General features: G+C 39.7%; 19 protein-coding genes, 20 tRNA genes and 2 rRNA genes. 5 read left to right on the top strand and 36 right to left on the bottom strand.

Translation table 11 applies throughout. The features are described from left to right. Positions 1-129: 129 nt before the first annotated feature. Complete coding sequence (locus tag M3627_RS20030; RefSeq protein ID WP_169359981.1) at positions 130-513, top strand: hypothetical protein; 384 nt, start codon at positions 130-132, stop codon at positions 511-513. Between the two features lie 86 nt (positions 514-599). On the opposite strand, the gene M3627_RS20025 is transcribed toward M3627_RS20030, so the two are convergent. The 8 genes from M3627_RS20025 to M3627_RS19990 form a co-directional block, all read right to left on the bottom strand. Next, positions 600-1,049 (bottom strand): hypothetical protein, encoded by a 450-nt coding sequence (locus tag M3627_RS20025; RefSeq protein WP_169359980.1) that lies wholly within the window; start codon positions 1,047-1,049, stop codon positions 600-602. Then, the gene (locus M3627_RS20020; protein ID WP_169359979.1) at positions 1,050-1,841 is read right to left on the bottom strand and encodes an alpha/beta hydrolase family protein; all 792 of its coding nucleotides are present in this window, start codon (positions 1,839-1,841) and stop codon (positions 1,050-1,052) included. Then, on the bottom strand, positions 1,819-2,292 hold the full coding sequence (locus M3627_RS20015) for an NUDIX domain-containing protein (protein WP_169359978.1): 474 nt from the start codon (positions 2,290-2,292) through the stop codon (positions 1,819-1,821). The genes M3627_RS20020 and M3627_RS20015 overlap by 23 nt, the downstream gene beginning before the upstream one ends. 114 nt (positions 2,293-2,406) lie before the next feature. Continuing rightward, positions 2,407-3,048, bottom strand: a complete 642-nt coding sequence (locus M3627_RS20010; RefSeq protein ID WP_169359977.1) for a CPBP family intramembrane glutamic endopeptidase — start codon at positions 3,046-3,048, stop codon at positions 2,407-2,409. 60 nt (positions 3,049-3,108) lie between these two features. Further along, on the bottom strand, positions 3,109-3,276 hold the full coding sequence (locus M3627_RS20005) for a hypothetical protein (protein WP_169359976.1): 168 nt from the start codon (positions 3,274-3,276) through the stop codon (positions 3,109-3,111). After that, entirely contained in the window at positions 3,276-3,599 is a 324-nt protein-coding gene (locus M3627_RS20000) for a transposase (protein WP_169359975.1), read from the bottom strand. The genes M3627_RS20005 and M3627_RS20000 overlap by 1 nt, the downstream gene beginning before the upstream one ends. Before the next feature lie 73 nt (positions 3,600-3,672). Then, positions 3,673-3,849, bottom strand: a complete 177-nt coding sequence (locus M3627_RS19995; RefSeq protein ID WP_169359974.1) for a putative motility protein — start codon at positions 3,847-3,849, stop codon at positions 3,673-3,675. Positions 3,850-3,899: 50 nt separating this feature from the next. After that, complete coding sequence (locus tag M3627_RS19990; protein WP_169359973.1) at positions 3,900-4,349, bottom strand: Dps family protein; 450 nt, start codon at positions 4,347-4,349, stop codon at positions 3,900-3,902. A 100-nt stretch (positions 4,350-4,449) separates the two neighbouring features. On the opposite strand from M3627_RS19990, the gene M3627_RS20955 reads away from it, so the two are divergent. The 3 genes from M3627_RS20955 (at position 4,450) to M3627_RS19980 (ending at position 5,946) form a co-directional block, all read left to right on the top strand. Beyond that, a complete protein-coding gene (locus M3627_RS20955) occupies positions 4,450-4,575 on the top strand; it encodes a hypothetical protein (protein ID WP_277347104.1) in 126 nt (41 codons plus the stop codon). After that, positions 4,572-4,805 carry a membrane protein insertion efficiency factor YidD gene (yidD, locus tag M3627_RS19985; protein ID WP_169359972.1) on the top strand — a complete coding sequence of 78 codons (234 nt, stop codon included), beginning with the start codon at positions 4,572-4,574 and terminating at the stop codon, positions 4,803-4,805. Before M3627_RS20955 ends, yidD begins: the two co-directional genes overlap by 4 nt. Before the next feature lie 103 nt (positions 4,806-4,908). Beyond that, positions 4,909-5,946, top strand: coding sequence for a metal ABC transporter solute-binding protein, Zn/Mn family (locus tag M3627_RS19980; protein ID WP_169359971.1), 1,038 nt, complete (start codon positions 4,909-4,911; stop codon positions 5,944-5,946). Between the two features lie 251 nt (positions 5,947-6,197). Here M3627_RS19980 and M3627_RS19975 read toward each other — a convergent pair whose 3' ends face one another. The 6 genes from M3627_RS19975 to M3627_RS19950 all read right to left on the bottom strand — a co-directional run bounded on the left by M3627_RS19975 (position 6,198) and on the right by M3627_RS19950 (position 13,042). Continuing rightward, positions 6,198-6,755, bottom strand: a complete 558-nt coding sequence (locus tag M3627_RS19975; RefSeq protein WP_169359970.1) for an AAA family ATPase — start codon at positions 6,753-6,755, stop codon at positions 6,198-6,200. Between the two features lie 66 nt (positions 6,756-6,821). Beyond that, complete coding sequence (locus M3627_RS19970) at positions 6,822-8,240, bottom strand: o-succinylbenzoate--CoA ligase (RefSeq protein ID WP_169359969.1); 1,419 nt, start codon at positions 8,238-8,240, stop codon at positions 6,822-6,824. 108 nt (positions 8,241-8,348) lie between these two features. Beyond that, positions 8,349-9,167, bottom strand: coding sequence for a 1,4-dihydroxy-2-naphthoyl-CoA synthase (gene menB / locus M3627_RS19965; RefSeq protein ID WP_169359968.1), 819 nt, complete (start codon positions 9,165-9,167; stop codon positions 8,349-8,351). Beyond that, positions 9,164-9,988 carry a 2-succinyl-6-hydroxy-2,4-cyclohexadiene-1-carboxylate synthase gene (gene menH / locus M3627_RS19960; RefSeq protein ID WP_251557226.1) on the bottom strand — a complete coding sequence of 275 codons (825 nt, stop codon included), beginning with the start codon at positions 9,986-9,988 and terminating at the stop codon, positions 9,164-9,166. Before menH ends, menB begins: the two co-directional genes overlap by 4 nt. Then, positions 9,976-11,688: a 2-succinyl-5-enolpyruvyl-6-hydroxy-3-cyclohexene-1-carboxylic-acid synthase gene (gene menD / locus M3627_RS19955; RefSeq protein WP_251557225.1), complete on the bottom strand. Its 1,713-nt coding sequence runs from the start codon at positions 11,686-11,688 to the stop codon at positions 9,976-9,978. The genes menH and menD overlap by 13 nt, the downstream gene beginning before the upstream one ends. Then, positions 11,681-13,042 carry an isochorismate synthase gene (locus M3627_RS19950; RefSeq protein WP_251557224.1) on the bottom strand — a complete coding sequence of 454 codons (1,362 nt, stop codon included), beginning with the start codon at positions 13,040-13,042 and terminating at the stop codon, positions 11,681-11,683. Before M3627_RS19950 ends, menD begins: the two co-directional genes overlap by 8 nt. 152 nt (positions 13,043-13,194) lie before the next feature. Between M3627_RS19950 and M3627_RS19945 the strand changes: the two genes are divergently transcribed. Beyond that, positions 13,195-14,106 carry a 1,4-dihydroxy-2-naphthoate polyprenyltransferase gene (locus M3627_RS19945; RefSeq protein ID WP_251557222.1) on the top strand — a complete coding sequence of 304 codons (912 nt, stop codon included), beginning with the start codon at positions 13,195-13,197 and terminating at the stop codon, positions 14,104-14,106. 485 nt (positions 14,107-14,591) lie between these two features. Here M3627_RS19945 and M3627_RS19940 read toward each other — a convergent pair. From M3627_RS19940 to M3627_RS19835, 22 genes are all read right to left on the bottom strand, one after another. After that, a tRNA-Glu gene (locus M3627_RS19940) sits at positions 14,592-14,663 on the bottom strand. A gap of 7 nt (positions 14,664-14,670) precedes the next feature. Then, positions 14,671-14,761: transfer RNA gene (locus tag M3627_RS19935), tRNA-Ser, on the bottom strand. Between the two features lie 7 nt (positions 14,762-14,768). Further along, positions 14,769-14,843: transfer RNA gene (locus M3627_RS19930), tRNA-Asn, on the bottom strand. Positions 14,844-14,847: 4 nt separating this feature from the next. Further along, positions 14,848-14,924, bottom strand: a tRNA-Ile gene (locus M3627_RS19925). A gap of 6 nt (positions 14,925-14,930) precedes the next feature. After that, positions 14,931-15,004, bottom strand: a tRNA-Gly gene (locus tag M3627_RS19920). Between the two features lie 8 nt (positions 15,005-15,012). Continuing rightward, positions 15,013-15,088, bottom strand: a tRNA-Phe gene (locus M3627_RS19915). Between the two features lie 143 nt (positions 15,089-15,231). Continuing rightward, positions 15,232-15,307: transfer RNA gene (locus M3627_RS19910), tRNA-Asp, on the bottom strand. A 3-nt stretch (positions 15,308-15,310) separates the two neighbouring features. Then, positions 15,311-15,387 (bottom strand) — tRNA-Met (locus M3627_RS19905). Between the two features lie 107 nt (positions 15,388-15,494). Next, a tRNA-Ser gene (locus M3627_RS19900) sits at positions 15,495-15,587 on the bottom strand. A 12-nt stretch (positions 15,588-15,599) separates the two neighbouring features. Then, positions 15,600-15,676 (bottom strand) — tRNA-Ile (locus M3627_RS19895). 6 nt (positions 15,677-15,682) lie between these two features. Beyond that, positions 15,683-15,756, bottom strand: a tRNA-Met gene (locus tag M3627_RS19890). Between the two features lie 27 nt (positions 15,757-15,783). After that, positions 15,784-15,859: transfer RNA gene (locus M3627_RS19885), tRNA-Ala, on the bottom strand. A gap of 17 nt (positions 15,860-15,876) precedes the next feature. Next, positions 15,877-15,953: transfer RNA gene (locus M3627_RS19880), tRNA-Pro, on the bottom strand. 9 nt (positions 15,954-15,962) lie between these two features. After that, a tRNA-Arg gene (locus M3627_RS19875) sits at positions 15,963-16,039 on the bottom strand. Between the two features lie 16 nt (positions 16,040-16,055). Beyond that, positions 16,056-16,144, bottom strand: a tRNA-Leu gene (locus tag M3627_RS19870). Positions 16,145-16,159: 15 nt separating this feature from the next. After that, positions 16,160-16,234: transfer RNA gene (locus tag M3627_RS19865), tRNA-Gly, on the bottom strand. 17 nt (positions 16,235-16,251) lie between these two features. Next, positions 16,252-16,336 (bottom strand) — tRNA-Leu (locus M3627_RS19860). Positions 16,337-16,358: 22 nt separating this feature from the next. Beyond that, positions 16,359-16,431 (bottom strand) — tRNA-Lys (locus tag M3627_RS19855). Between the two features lie 6 nt (positions 16,432-16,437). Continuing rightward, positions 16,438-16,513: transfer RNA gene (locus M3627_RS19850), tRNA-Thr, on the bottom strand. 12 nt (positions 16,514-16,525) lie between these two features. Next, positions 16,526-16,601, bottom strand: a tRNA-Val gene (locus M3627_RS19845). 38 nt (positions 16,602-16,639) lie between these two features. Continuing rightward, positions 16,640-16,755: ribosomal RNA gene (rrf, locus tag M3627_RS19840) — 5S ribosomal RNA — on the bottom strand. A gap of 121 nt (positions 16,756-16,876) precedes the next feature. Continuing rightward, positions 16,877-16,988: ribosomal RNA gene (locus tag M3627_RS19835) — 23S ribosomal RNA — on the bottom strand; the annotation flags it as partial.

The raw sequence follows: 16,988 nt of genomic DNA, 5'->3' as shown, positions 1-16,988 counted from the left end.
TAAAAAGGGTGAGGGAGCCAAGAGGCGACCACTTCCTATAGGAAATCCAACAGATCCTCCAGCTGTCCGGATCAACTGGAAATTCTATCGGAAAGAGCTCTTATTACTAATATACGAGGGGGGAATCGATTGAAAAAACTCTGCTTAGCAATATTCACAATGGTGCTGATATTAGTCATCACAGGCTGTTCCAAGCTTGAACCTATGACGTTTGAGGAGATTTACTCAGGAGACTTAACAGAAGTATCCAAAATAGAGATTAGACACGGTAATGGAGAACTTAAAGAGATTACAGATCAATCAATTATAAACTCTTGGCTTGATAGTATAAAAAACATAGTATTTGAACCTTCTACAAACCAAGAGGGGCAAGTTGGTTCTCTATATAATGTTGATCTTTTTAACGGGAAAAATTTAACCCTCTCCTTTTCTACTACACAAATAAATGATTTTTATTACAATGAAAATGAGCAAATATTGGAGAAATTACATTCTTTGTTCAATGAAAATTAAAGCTCGTACTAATATGTAATAAACTGAAAAAAATAATAAGAGGTAACAGACTAAGTCCATTACCTCTCCCCATATATAAAGGAATACTATTCCTCAAAGTCGTCATGATATTCCATTTCAGTTGAAATTGGGAATATTGCTTTTATCTCTTCAGCCTTTTCTTCATCTACGTTTGAAAAAATGATTTCAGCTCCATATTGCCCAATCTCTAATTGTTCTTCCCCATTTGTGTTGAAAAACATGGTGAACCATTTCAGTCCCCCGATTGGATCTTGAGAATAATTTCGGAAAAATAATCTGTTCTCATCGTTTAAATTTACGGTAAAAACCTTCATTAACCCTTCATTCAGTGCCTCAAAGCTTTTTTCGGAAAGCTCATTGACTACTTCCTCTTCTTCAGCCCAGCAATGTATCACTACTTCCGAATACTCATTCGTATACTGATCCCATAAGTCCTCCCAAAAGCTTAAATCTATTGGGAACACCGTCTTCTCCTCTAAACTCATTGACTCTACTTTAACAACTAACTGACCCACTTATTTGCCTCCTCCATGTTTTTTCATCCATATACACACGTCCTTCACTACTTGTCGATTGACTTTAGAAGGAAAGTAATGTGTGTAGTCTGGATAATACCATGTCTCTACAATTTTGTTATACCCTATTAAAGCCTGTTCTAACACTTTTGCATGCTCAATTGATACATTCACATCTTCTCTCCCATGAATGATTAACACAGGTGCATGAATTTCTTCGATTTGATTTAATACATTTCTTCCCTCATATTCTTCCTCACGGTTGGAGGGAGTTCCACCTATTACGCGCTTCATCATTCTTCGCATATCCAGTCTTTCCTCATATGTGAGATAAATATCAGATACTCCCGCCCAGGAAACAAGCGAGCTGATGTCTTCCCTTATAACAGCTGTCCATAAGGCCATCATGCCACCCCTAGAAAAGGCAAATAGATGGACTTTGTCGGGGTTGCAAAATTGTTTTAATACATCCACCGCATAAACGGCATCCCATCGATCCTCGCCACCAAACTCATCTCGTCCTTCTCCGCCTCGATTTCCACGGTAATAAGGGGCAAAGACAACAAGTCCTTGAGAAGCAAATTGAGCAATTCGTGCAGGGCGAACCATGCCAACGCCTTGGATCCCTCCTCTGCAATACAGCATTCCATCATAATTTCCCTCTTTAATCGGGTATGCTAGCATTCCTTTTATCCGTAAGCCACAGGACCAGTATGTAATTTCTTTTAAATACACGTTCGGATTTGGAGACGGATACACACGAATTCTATCAATCGTTCCATCTTTCTTCATAATTCATCACCTCTTTAAGGATGGCTTCCATTCCTTTGTCCTTCATATGAAAGCTTAAATTCGGACAAGCTTCTAGATCTTTTGACGTGAGCCAGACTGCTCCATCTGTTTCATAATGTACTGTCTCTGTATGTATATCCTTCACCTCTGCTATAAATACCGCCTTACAAAATGGTTTCACATCATGAACTACATATTCGGCAAACCATTCTAATCGGTATACTGCTACATTCGTTTCTTCTAAAGTTTCTCGGATAGCAGCTTCCTCTATAGTTTCATATACCTCTTTTTTACCACCAGGAAACTCTATCCCTCTTTTAGGATGGTTAGTTAGCAACCATTTATGACCTTTCTGTGCTAAAACGAGCACATGCTGAGGCTCTATTGAAAAGTTACCTTTTTCAAAACTAAGATCCACCCTATATCCATTTAAATCATTAAAAGAAATCATGTATGTACTCTCCCTTGTATTTCATTGCTTGATGTTGCTGTTTGACTTATATTTACTTTAAAAGTTTATCATAGGCAAATAAAAAAAGGTTTAGCATAAAACTAAACCAGGAGTCTAAATAATAATAAACAAGTAAACAAGCATGATTCCTAAATCCGCTATACTATGACTGACAATGGATGGAACAATAGTATGAAATCTTGAGCGAAAAATGCCCCACATAATTCCTGCAAGGAAAACCATCAAGGTAGCGAAAACAGGTATATGGAAAATAGGCATGACCACTACAAAATGATATAGGGCATAAAAAAATGCCGTTATAATAATTGTAAGCTTTGATCCAAGTCGATGTAGTAATCGGTCATACATAAACCTTCTCCAATAAAACTCTTCTAATATAGGGTTAATGAAAATAAGGAAAAGTACAAGGAAAATTACTTTCGCTCCTGTAAAATCCCATTGGACAAGAGCTACTTCCAAGCCTTCTTGATCTATAGCTATCGATTGAAGCAAGTAGGCAAAACTATAAATAGCTATTAAGCAAATAATTCCGCTTATAATCCCCACAGTCATCGAGTACTTCGGTTGAGGGAATAGTAAACGAGTACGTGATTTCCTTCTATAGCTTACTAGGATTGGAACAACCAGTAACCAACCATAGAAGAGCAAAAATGTAATGGCTATATTCTTTATAAGGACAAGACCTAAAATGATCATGATAGTAGGTCCAATTAGTAAAATCAGCTGTTTAACCATATACCCTCCTAATTATTTCTAATTTATCATTAGAAAAAAGACTTGGCAATGCACCAAGTCTTAACCTTCCCACTTTTCTTGCTCCTGTTGTTTATAATTTTTGCCGCCTTCTTGACTGTTTTGGCCAGCGTTAACCTTTGCCTTATCTTGTGGAGAAAGATGTAAAAGGGAGCTTGCATTGCGGTAAGTAGTTGTATCGTTACCTTTACCATTAACATTTTTAGTCATTACAGATGCCTACTTTCTTTAAAAAATGGAAGCTGTTCAATAAATGCTTGAGATTCTCTGTCACTAAACTCGTGGATTAGAGCATATAGTTTCTTGATTCGGTTGTCATATTCTTCATTAGAAAAATCATTACTATAATACTTTAATGGCACATGGGCTCTCCAAAAGGTATTCATGTCTTTGTGATACAGCTGATAAAACAAAGTTTCAAAAACTGGGATAATATCCTGCCTTGCTGTTATTTCATATTCCCATGGCGATTCATCTGGATACAAGTATACTCTCCGTTGACTCAACGAAACGTAAGCTTTAATTTCTGTCATATCACACATCCTTTTCGTGTAGTATGTTCCCAAAACAAAAAAACATGCACCATATAAGGTACATGTTTTTCTCTTACGCTTGTACGTCTACTACTGTCCCTTTAAAAGGATGTGTAGCAGGTTGAGGCATACTCTCTAGCATTTCCACTGCTGCTACAGTTTCCATATTAAGTGCATTTTTCATAACACTCATTTGAACTGTTTGTTGTAGCTGTGCTAGCTGAGAAGACATGATGGAGTTAATATCCAAAATAATTCCCCCTTACAAGCTTATTATCGACATAAAGTTCAGTTATTCCATTATTTATTGGAATCCCCTAAAAAGGCATTTAGCATCCATTGGTGTTTCTCAATTTTTTGATAAATCGCATTTAGAATGTCCTCTGTCATATCATCCTCGTCCTTAGCTGCCTCTTCCATCCCTTTTTTCAAGGATTTCATAATTTTATCATAGTCTTTCACAACTGTTTCTACCATTTCCTCAGCAGTTTCTTTATTATTTGCTTCCTTCACCTCAGAAAGCTCTAGATGCTCTTTTAACGTAGCAGTTGGCTTTCCTCCTAAAGTTAATAAGCGTTCTGCTATTTCATCCATATTTAAAGTTGTTTCGTTATATAGTTCTTCAAACTTTGCATGTAATGTAAAGAATTGCGGTCCTTTTACATACCAATGAAAATTATGTAATTTTGTATACATGACTGAAAATGTTGCTACTAGATTATTTAGTTCTTTATTTAATGCTGCTGACATAATTTTGACACTCTCCTCTAGAATTATAATTGCTTTCTCTTTTCATATACCTCTTATTTTCTTACAATAAACATAAGACATTAAAATGGAGTGAGCAAATATGGTATTTTGGATCTTAGGTATAGCAATTATATTCAGTATTGTTGGTTTTACCTTTCTATATAAATTAGCAACAAAAGAAAATATATCCGCTATTGACCCTAAACCGAAGGATACAGACGCATGAAGCGAATCCTATTAAGTATTTTTCGCTTCTATCAAAAATTTATATCACCATTGTCTCCACCTAGCTGTCGCTTCTATCCAACATGCTCTCACTATGGAGTGGAGGCAGTAGAGAAACATGGTGCCATAAAAGGTAGCTACCTAACGGTTAAACGTATATCTAAATGTCATCCATTTCATGAGGGTGGATTTGACCCAGTTCCAGAAGAATGGCCTTTGAAGAAAAAATAATTCAAAGGCTATTTTTTCTTGCCTTTTTGAACAAAATACTGTAAGCTAATAAAGTTCTTATCCATTAAAACGTAATCATTACTATTTAGAAAGGTTGATAAATTTGAAACGTCTTTTCCTATTATGCATATTAACGTTTATTTTATTCATCACTGCTTGTGGGAAGCAAGAAGAAGCAACCACGGCAGAAGGTGGCCAATTAGATATATACACAACTGTTTATCCGCTCCAATATTTCACCGAACGAATTGGAGGAAATGAAGTAAAGGTCCAATCTATTTATCCACCAGGTGCCAATGAGCATACATTTGAACCTACTCAAAAGGACATGATTGCTCTGGCTGACGCTGATTTATTCTTTTACATCGGTTTGGGCCTAGAAGGATTTGTAGAAAATGCAAAAAAGACTTTAGCTGAGGAAAATGTAGAAATGGTAGCCGTAATTGATGGCGTGCCAGACAGTGCTTTAGAAGTGAACGAGGATGAGCATGACCATCATGATAAGGAAGGTACAGATGAACATGATCACGAAGGTCATGAGGAAGATTCTGCAGAAGCAGACGAACATAATCATGATTCAGAGGAAAATGGAGATGGACATGAAGGCCATGAACACGGAGATACCGATCCACACGTATGGATTTCTCCAAAAATCAGTCAAGATCTAGCTTTAACAGTAAAAAACAAGCTAGTCGAAGTTTCTCCAGAAAATGAAAAATTATTTGAAGAGAACTATCAAGCACTTGTTAGCGAGCTTCAACAATTAGATACTGACTTTGAAGAAATGTCTCACGCTGCATCATCTAAAACGTTTTTTGTTTCCCATGCAGCATTTGGTTATTTAGCTGACACATATGGCCTAGAACAAATTGCTATTGCGGGCTTAAACTCTCAGCAGGAGCCTTCTCAAAAGGAGCTAACTAAGATCATTGACATGGCTAAAGAGAAAAATGTAGAGTATATTCTTTTTGAACAAAACGTAAACTCTAAGCTAACAGAAGTCATTCAAAAAGAAATTGGGGCAGAAAGCCTAGTGCTCCACAATCTAGGTGTCCTTTCTAAAGAGGATATAGCAAATGAAGAAACTTACTTTACTTTAATGCAAAAAAATCTAGAAATTTTAAAAACAGCTTTAAATTAGAAAGTTTTCTAGTTAGAAACGCGAGAATGTTGATATAACGACATTCTCGCGTTTCTTTTATTATGAAGAGTCACCTATATTAGTTGCTCTACTGATATTATTGGTGTGACCGACCGATTATATTGGAGAACCGACCGATTATTCGATGTGACCGACCGATTTTATTGGTCAACCGACCGATTATTCGATGGAACCGACCGATTTTATGGCAGAACCGACCGATTCCTAATTTATTGCCATCCACTTTCTTGTTATGAAAGTCTATCTAAGTTATGAATCCGTAAGTACTGTTTTATTTCATCGTATAACGCTTCGACTTCTTTTGAGCTATCTAGCCGCAGGATGGGACTTTGGGATAGTTCCATTTCATAGCGCTGTGCCACATATGTCCCTCCTTGACTTTTATCGGTTTCCGTTAAGTAGGTTTTGCACCATTCTATAAAGTCGTTCGTATATAATCCATGCTCGTCTAGCCACGATTGTTTACTAGTTTTACGGGAAATTTCTCTTTTTCTTATGCGGTCCATTCTTTCATTCTCCGGTAAAGACAGAAAGACTAAAAGTTCTCGGTTGGAAAAGCCATCTGGATGCCATGAAAAAATAGAGCCCGAGACTACATAACACTTGTTAGAAGTAATATCTCGCTGATACATTTCTCTTCTTATTTCAATTGGGTTATTTTCTAGAAACGTATCGTCCTTCCACAGATAGGAATCGGTATCGATCCATTTTATTTGCTCTCGGTGTGCAAAATATTCACCTAATGTACTCTTCCCCGTTCCAGATCCACCTATAATTTGAATTCTCATACGTTTCCCCTCCTCATAGCAAAAGAATAACCCGTAAAAAAAGCCGAGAAAGCTGTTCTCTCGGCTTTATAAATATTCATGAAGCTTTCTTCTTAAAATTTTATTGGAAGCATTTCTAGGTAGCTCCTCGATAAAATAATAACGGACAGGCTGTTTATATGTAGCAAGCTGGGGTTTCATAAATGATTTTAATTCTTCTTCGGTAACCTCGCTCTTCAACACAACAAAGGCAATCGGTACGTGTCCCCATTTATCATCCTGAATACCAGTTACTCCGGCTTCTTTTACAGCACTATGCTTAACTATGGCCTGCTCCACTTCAGCAGGATAAATATTTTCCCCACCCGAAATGATTAAATCTGATCTACGGTCGACGACGTATAAATAACCTTCGTCATCTATATAGCCCATATCTCCCGTATGGAGCCACCCATCATCCTGTGGATCCGTGGAAGCTGCTGCTCCAATATAACCCTTCGTAACATGTGGTCCTTTAATACAAATTTCTCCTATCTCCTTTTCTCCTGAAATACGTATTTCTGCGAAAAATAGTGGCTTTCCTGCTGAGCCTAGCTTACGAATAGCATCCTCACTAGACAATGTCGTAGTTTGTGAGGACGTTTCCGTCATACCATATGTCTGTAAAACAGGTATCTTACATTTAATCGCTCGCTCCAAGTAATGGAGAGGAACAGGCCCTCCACCGACTAGCATAGATTGGAAAGTATCCGGGAATGTTTGATTCCGTTCCTCTAACACACTAATCAATCTTTCTAACGTTACAGCGACAACAGACATTCTAGTAACTGTTCCATTTAAAATTTCCTCTATAGACTTATTTGCATCAAACTTTGTATGGAGGCTGACTGTCATACCATATAGAACGGAACGCATTAGAATAGAAAATCCGCTAATATGAAACAAAGGCATTGCGCATAACCAGCAATCATTAGGCTGAACACCTAAATTTAAAGCAGATCCCATTGCACTCATCACATGATTTTCTAGTGTTTGTCGAACACCCTTTGGCTTCCCTGTCGTACCAGATGTGTACATAATAGTGATTGTTCTATCCTTTGGCCATTCAGCGTCTATTTGAAATTGCTTGTTTGAGGCTCCTGTAACCTGATTAAAGGATATCCGGTTACCATACATCAAACTTCTATCTAACCGATCGACTAATAATACGTCAGACTGACTATCATTTAATTGATAAATCAGCTCGTCCTCTGTTAAACGTTCATTAAGCATGACTAGCTCACAGCCTAATTGCATGCAGCCATGTAAAACTGTCACTAGCTGTGGGCTGGACGACGCCAATATGGCAATTCTCATCCCTTTGTTAACACCTAATTTATGTAGCTTCTCGGCAAAGTCTATTGCCTCCTGCTGTAATTGTGAGAATGTCCATTGTTGGTCTTCAAATATGATAGCTAATCTATTTGGCGTAAGACTTGCTCGTTTAACCAAGAGATTAGGGTACATAATAAACAACTCCTTTATTAAGTAAAGCACAAGCAAATGCATTTCTATCTTTTAAAAAAAGCTGCCCTTAAAGGACAGCTTAGAGAAATCATAAAATATCTTACTAAATCACGGGAAACGTGGGAATTGACCGAAGTCTGGTTTACGTTTTTCTTTAAACGCATCGCGACCTTCTTTAGCTTCCTCAGTTGTGTAATAAAGAAGTGTTGCATCTCCAGCTAATTGTTGAAGACCAGCAAGTCCATCTGTATCAGCATTCATAGCTGCTTTTAAGAAACGAAGTGCGGTTGGGCTCTTTTCTAGCATTTCCTCACACCATTGAACAGTCTCGTCCTCTAATTGCTCATAAGGAACAACAGTGTTAACTAAGCCCATATCTAACGCTTGTTTTGCATCATATTGACGGCATAGGTACCAAATTTCACGTGCTTTCTTGTGACCAATGATACGAGCTAAATAGCCTGAACCATATCCAGCATCAAAGGAGCCTACGTTTGGACCAGTTTGTCCAAAAATAGCATTGTCCGCAGCGATTGTTAAGTCACAAACTACGTGTAATACATGACCTCCACCAATTGCATATCCAGCTACCATAGCTACAACTGGCTTAGGAATTACACGGATTAAACGTTGTAGGTCTAATACGTTTAGACGAGGAATTTCATCCTCTCCTACGTATCCACCATGTCCGCGAACCTTTTGGTCTCCGCCTGAGCAGAAAGCTTTTTCGCCTTCTCCAGTTAGAATAATTACACCAACATTTTTGTCATCGCGAGCACGAGAAAATGCGTCGATCATTTCCATCACTGTTTTAGGACGGAAAGCATTTCGCACTTCTGGGCGATTAATCGTTACTTTAGCAATTCCATTATAGAATTCATATTTAATGTCTTCATATGTATGTAATGTTGTCCATTCACGAGTCATCTTACATCCTCCTTCAAAATTATATCCTCTACTATTGTAGCAAACAATTTGGGATTTTCCACATGAATTGCATGGCCCACACCATTTATTATTTTCCAGTCAGCATTTGGTAATATAGCTAACATCTTTTTAGCAATTTCACAGAACTTCTTATCTAGCTCTCCCGTTAACATGATTACTGGAAATTCAAGAGAGACTAGCTTATCCCATAAGGAAGGCTGCACTCCAGTGCTAAAGCCCTTCAAGCTATTCGACAAGCCTATTGCTGTTTGAGACATTCGCTCTTCTCTTATCTGTTGCTGCTTCTTCAGTGATAAACTCTTTTGCGAATCAAACAAAGGAATCTGCTCCCAGTAATCTGTAAATGCGAGAACACCGTCTACTAGAATTTTTTCAGCTAGCTTGCTATCCGCTGATTTTCTTTGTATACGTGCTTCCTCATCCTTTAAGCCTGGAGAACTGCTTTCAAGTATTAAACAGTCGACCTCATACTTACTTGCATAGGCAAGTGCCAATCTACCACCCATAGAATACCCTATAAGCGTAAAATGATCCCAGCCTATCTGTTGGATTAGTGCATGTAGATCCTCCACCTGCTCCTGAGCAAAGTAACGACTAGCATTTTCAGGTTTGTCACTTTCCCCGTGGCCAATTAAATCAATGGTTAGCAGTTCAATAGAAGGATCTAGAGAAGCGATAACTTCCTCCCATGTCTTACTAGATCCAGTAAATCCATGCAGAAGGACCGCCTTCTTCTTGGCGCCTGTATTGTACCTTTTAACTTTCATCTGAATGGACCTAACGGTTATTAAGCTTTCCAAGTGACATCCAGCTCCTTAGTGATTGCTGCCCAAAGCTTTCGATGAGTTTCTGTATTGTTTTGTCGATCCGTACGAACTTCAATCATACGTATATTCTTCGTTTTATCCTTACTTAAGACAGCTTGAAAATCTTCCTTAGTATGTACTACATCATATTGAGCATGGTACATAGTAGCAATAGCTGAAAACTCAAGCCCTGTAGGTGTCCCGAACAAATGCTCAAAGTAATTAGTTTCCGTAGATTGTGGCAAGTAAGAGAATATGCCTCCTCCATCATTATTCATAATAACAATGGTTAAATCTGTTTCGCTAAAACGAGTGACAATTAATCCATTTACGTCATGGAGAAATGCCAAATCCCCGATTAATAGATAGCCAGGTCTTTTAGTTGCTGCTTGAATACCTAAAGCCGTAGATACGACTCCATCAATCCCGTTTGTCCCTCTATTGGCATATACATGGACATCCTTATAGGTTTTATTGAAAAAGGTGTCTACATCACGTATAGGCATACTGCTACTTGCTATTAAATCCGTTTTGTCTGGAAGTCCCTCAAATAATGTTCCTGCTAACGCACCCTCGTCGGTTTGCTCTGAAATATACGTCTGAATATGTTTCGTTGCTATATCATTAGCCTTCGACCAATTTTCTAGATAGCTAGATGATTGCTTTTCTTCTACCTGAAACCAAAGAGATGACGGATCTACTTGTACGTGATGAGTTACGACATGAAGAGAATCTCTAAATAATGGGCTTTCATCCACAGCTATAAAGGTTTTAGGAGGGTTTGCCTCAAGAAACTTCATAAGCGGCTTAGAAACCGGCTGAGCACCAAAACGAATGACTGCATCAGGGATAGCTGATTGCATAAATGCTTCACTTTTTAAAATTGCATCATATTGGTCTATACATAAATGCATACAATCCATAGGTACATTACTTCGAAGATTGGACAATGGATCCGCTAGTACTGGCCATTGTATAGCTTTCACAAACTCCCAGAAACCTACTGTTGAATTTAGGGAATCCCCTACAATAATAAGTCCCTTCTCTGTGTCTGTTATTAACTGAGTATACCAATGGATGCATTCTTTACTTGGCATAAGCCTCCCTAGTTCTGTTTGCTGCATTTGAGACAAGGAAGCTGGCCGATCCATTTCTAACAATAGCGGCTCCCGAAACGGCACGTTGATATGAACTGGTCCCATCGGTGCAGTCCTTGTAGAAGAAACTGCACGATGAATATGTCTCTCTATAAACGCAAGGCTTTCTTCTCTTTCCTCAGGTAAAGGAAAATCGACCGACCATTTGACATGCTTACCAAATAGGTGAATTTGGTCTATCGCTTGAGGAGCGCCGACCTCTCTAAGTTCATGTGGGCGATCCGCTGTCACAATAAGTAATGGTATTCTTGCATAGTATGCTTCCACTATCGCAGGAAAGAAATTCGCAGCAGCAGTTCCAGAAGTACACAATAGAACTACAGGATTCTTTTTAGCTTTGGCAATTCCTAAAGCAAAATATCCAGCAGAACGCTCATCAATTTGTCTATATAAGTTAAAGCCTGTCGATTTTGCAAAACCATATGCTAAAGGAGTGGATCTAGATCCTGGGCATAGTACGATATCCTCTATGCCCGCTTGTCTAATAGTTTCTACAAATCGATTTACATAAGATGTTAGAAAACTCGCGTTAGTCATTCATATTTCCTCCCAAAGTTCGAAGCATTGGTCGGAATTTGACTCTCGTTTCTTCAAACTCTTCAAAAGAGGTAGATTCTGAAACTAAACCGCCCCCAGCATATAAGTAAGCGTATTGGTTTTCTATGAGAGCAGAACGAATACCTACCGCAAACTCTCCATCTCCCTCGGCATTCACCCAGCCGATTGGAGCGGCATAATAACCACGGTTCATTTGTTCAGATTCTCTAATAATCTCAATGGCCTCTTGTCGAGGTTCACCACCAAGTGCTGGTGTCGGATGCATAGCTTCCACAAACTCGAAAAGAGAAGAGCTTCCTTTAATTTTCCCCTCTATAGGTGTAAATAAATGCTGAATATCTCTTATTTTCATAAGCTTTGGTCTAGCTGGAATTTTAACCTGCTCACAATACTGCTCAAATACTTTTCTAATCATCTGAACAACATATTCATGTTCCATTAAGTTTTTATTATCCGATAATAGCGCATCTCCAAGCTTCTTATCTTCCACTTGGTCTTTTCCTCTTCGAACGGATCCAGCCAAACCAGCAGATTCAACCTTGCCATTTTCCAATTTTACTAATCTCTCTGGAGTCGCCCCAAAGAAAGTCTTGTCTTCTTTCTCAAGACCAAATAAATAACTTTCAGGTTGCTCCATCGATGCATTGTAAATTGCTGTAGATGGTGAAAAGATATCATCAAAGGTTAACTTTAGGGAGCGCCCAATAACTACCTTGTTTACTTCCTTATTACGAATTCTTTCCGTTACAGTTTCAACCGCTGATAAGTATTCTTCCTTTAATCTATCTTCTCGTTGAAGAAGCTGTGGCTTTTTATGGACCTTTAGTTCTTTCACTTGAGCTGTATGGATTAAAGTATCTCTTTCTATACGTAAGCGCTCAAAAGCAGCAGAGCTGTCCTCTTCCTCTGTAATATGATGAATACTTACAAAAGCCTGATCGTCCTGTATAACTAATTGAAATGTAGCCACGGCAAAAAAACTAGACGGGAAGCTATTCCATTCCGATGATATATTGTTTGAAGGATCGAAAGAGAATCCACCAAATAGAATTGGAGACACATCTGCTTTCTCTATTAATGAACAAGCACAAAGGTCGTCCCATTTTTGAGCTATATCGCTGTATCTATTTTTCTCTAAATCATTAGACAGTATATAGGCGTGTCCAAGTCCAACCAATGTGAACGTTTTCTCTTTGTTCTGCCAAAAGAATCGTTTCCCTTTATAGTAATCCTCCCCAGCTTCAAAAAAAGCATGAGCAGACATTCTAGATACTTCTATTGTTTCGGTATAAAAACGTAATGTTGATTTATTTTGCCCGGTGGTGTTCGGCATATATATGACCTCCGTATAAATTACCTGCTAATTTAAATTCATGTTTTATTACTCTACCCTTTATCATACAACTTTCTCCACGTTTCGGCACACATTTAGCTACAAATGTATGCTAAAATTGAAGTTGATTCTTTAAAAGGAGAGAAATTTATATGTCACAAGAACTACAAGCTGATAAAGGCTGGCGTATATGGTGGAAGTTAACAAGACCACACACGTTAACCGCTTCGTTTGCGCCTGTCTTTTTAGGTACAATGATTGCCCTTTATTACGTAAATATTGATTGGCCTTTATTCTTAGCAATGCTCATTGCGTGCTTGTTTATACAAGCTGCTACGAATATGTTTAATGAGTACTACGACTTTGAAAGAGGTCTAGATAGTGAAGAATCTATCGGCATTGGTGGCGCGATAGTCCGCAATGGTGTTAAACCAAAGACCGTGCTTCAATTAGCCTTAGTACTATACGTTCTAGCTGCTCTGTTAGGTATTTATATTTGTTCCCAATCATCTTGGCTTTTATTGATCGTTGGAGCCGTTTGTATGCTCATTGGATACTTATATACTGGTGGACCTTACCCAATAGCTTATACACCGTTTGGAGAACTATTCAGTGGTGTGGTTATGGGAATGTTTATTGTTTTAATTGCTACATACATTCAGGTAGGTTCTATACCAAACTTTGCCTTGTTCCTATCTATCCCTAGCACTCTGCTTGTCGCTGCTATTATGCTTTCTAATAATATTCGAGATATTGTAGAGGATACAAAAGGCGGTAGAAAAACAATGGCTATCTTAATAGGTAGAGACAATGCTATTAATGTGTTAGCCCTATTTTTTATCGTTTCTTATGTATGGATCATCTTATTAGTAATACTTCAGATTCTTACACCTTGGGCTTTGCTAGTCTTACTAAGTGCAAAGAAACCAATAGATGCTATAAAACTTTTTAAATCTAAAGAGAATCACCTCGAAGTCGGATTAGCAATGAAAAACACCGCTCTTACGAATACCATTTTCGTATTTCTTTTAGGAATTGGCTTGTTAATAGGATTTTTACTATGATGGGTCAGTCAGGAAGTTAAACGCTTCCTGGCTTTTTTATTTGTGAAGTTTAAGTTAGAGGTTGCAGAAGTGTAAACGAAGAAAGAAAAGTCTAACCAAATAATTGATTTCGCATAGTTTCTTTAGAATCGGACGGTTTTGTTTAATAATCGGTCGGTTAGGCAAAATAATCGGTTGGTTCTCTTCAATAATCGGTCGGTTTTACCTGATAATCGGTCGGTTCTCTTCAATAATCGGTCGGTGGAAGAACTTTTAGAAGTAAATCTCTTCACAAGAAGATAATGCCCAAATGCTATAATAGATCACTTTAGTGTAATCGTTCTGCTAACAATATTTGAAAGGAAATTCACAAATAAGTACAGCATAGACTCACTTTTCTTGATACTTCTTCCCGCCTGGATTTACAATGTTATAACAATCCTTACATATCATAAAGGCACAAATAAAAAAAGACAACCACCGAAGTGATTGTCTTTTTACAGTTATGACCCCTACGGGATTCGAACCCGTGTTACCGCCGTGAAAGGGCGGTGTCTTAACCGCTTGACCAAGGGGCCTTATATATGGCGGAGAAGGAGGGATTTGAACCCTCGCGCCGGTTGCCCGACCTACACCCTTAGCAGGGGCGCCTCTTCAGCCACTTGAGTACTTCCCCATATATATGGCTCCGAAGGTAGGACTCGAACCTACGACCAATCGGTTAACAGCCGATTGCTCTACCACTGAGCTACTTCGGAATAATGGTGGGCCTAAATGGACTCGAACCATCGACCTCACGCTTATCAGGCGTGCGCTCTAACCAGCTGAGCTATAGGCCCATTAATTGGAGCGGGTGAAGAGAATCGAACTCTCATCATCAGCTTGGAAGGCTGAGGTTTTACCACTAAACTACACCCGCGTGATAAATGGTGGCTCAGGACGGAATCGAACCGCCGACACAAGGATTTTCAGTCCTTTGCTCTACCGACTGAGCTACTGAGCCTCTTCAATTTATGCTAAGCGGCACAACTCTTTGTCAGCTTCACTCACTCATTCAGTCACGTACTTTAGTACGCTCCTTCTTTCGTTCGATTGCTTCCTCGATTTGCTTGCTTATCCTAAATCTCTAACATATTGAATAATAAATGGCGGTCCCGACCGGGATCGAACCGGCGATCTCCTGCGTGACAGGCAGGCATGTTAACCGCTACACCACGGGACCATTTGGTTGCGGGGACAGGATTTGAACCTGTGACCTTCGGGTTATGAGCCCGACGAGCTACCGAACTGCTCCACCCCGCGACAATAAGAGTAGTTGAAATTTAAATCAACTATGTATTTAATAACTTTTCCGTCTTCCAAGCTTACTTGAAGTCGACGTTATGTATAATTTCCCACTAACAATAAGATGGAGGAGGAAGAGGGATTCGAACCCCCGCGCGGTATGACCCGCCTGTCGGTTTTCAAGACCGATCCCTTCAGCCAGACTTGGGTATTCCTCCGAAAAATTATGTTGGTGGACCTTGCAGGACTCGAACCTGCGACCGGACGGTTATGAGCCGTCTGCTCTAACCAACTGAGCTAAAGGTCCTTAAGATGGCGGCAGAGGGAGTCGAACCCACGACCTTTCGGGTATGAACCGAATGCTCTAGCCAGCTGAGCTACGCCGCCAGGAACTTTAAAAGAAAATTTTATATTTGGTGGAGCCTAGCGGGATCGAACCGCTGACCTCCTGCGTGCAAGGCAGGCGCTCTCCCAGCTGAGCTAAGGCCCCAAATTTTTATTAATAACTGGTCGGGAAGACAGGATTCGAACCTGCGACCCCTTGGTCCCAAACCAAGTGCTCTACCAAGCTGAGCTACTTCCCGTATATATATTGGCGCGCCCGGCAGGAGTCGAACCCACAACCTTCTGATCCGTAGTCAGACGCTCTATCCAATTGAGCTACGGGCGCTAATGTTACTTAAAAGTGGTGCCGAGGACCGGAATCGAACCGGTACGGTAGTCACCTACCGCAGGATTTTAAGTCCTGTGCGTCTGCCAGTTCCGCCACCCCGGCACTTTAGTGAATCTTTGGAGCGGAAGACGAGGTTCGAACTCGCGACCCCCACCTTGGCAAGGTGGTGTTCTACCACTGAACTACTTCCGCTCGGTTATTAAATTAAATGGTGCGGGTGAAGGGAGTCGAACCCCCACGCCTTGCGGCGCTAGATCCTAAGTCTAGTGCGTCTGCCAGTTCCGCCACACCCGCATATTTATTTCACAAAAGTGAATGAGCCATGAAGGACTCGAACCTTCGACCCTCTGATTAAAAGTCAGATGCTCTACCAACTGAGCTAATGGCTCGGAAAATGGTGCCGGAGAAAGGACTTGAACCCTCAACCTACTGATTACAAGTCAGTTGCTCTACCAGTTGAGCTACTCCGGCAGGAGTAAGTAATGGTGGAGGATGACGGGCTCGAACCGCCGACCCTCTGCTTGTAAGGCAGATGCTCTCCCAGCTGAGCTAATCCTCCTGGGTATTAAAATGTGATTTTATGTATTTTTATTGCAAGCCCAGCGACGTCCTACTCTTGCAGGGGGAGACCCCCAACTACCATCGGCGCTGAAGAGCTTAACTTCCGTGTTCGGTATGGGAACGGGTGTGACCTCTTCGCCATCATCACTAGACTTGAATAATTATTGAAAGACAAGTTTTATTATATCAACTATGTAGATTATTACAAGTGTTTTTTTAATAAAAATTTATTCTTTCAAAACTGAATAAACTGACATCTTAGAAACAAACAATTTGGTTAAGTCCTCGATCGATTAGTATTCGTCAGCTGCACGTGTCGCCACGCTTCCACCCCGAACCTATCTACCTCATCGTCTTTGAGGGATCTTACTTACTTGCGTAATGG

It is taken from the genome of Psychrobacillus sp. MER TA 171 (genome assembly GCF_023713305.1).
Classification (GTDB): domain Bacteria; phylum Bacillota; class Bacilli; order Bacillales_A; family Planococcaceae; genus Psychrobacillus.
Note: the sequence above shows the minus strand (reverse complement) of the source record. Positions and strands in the feature narration are given on the sequence as shown.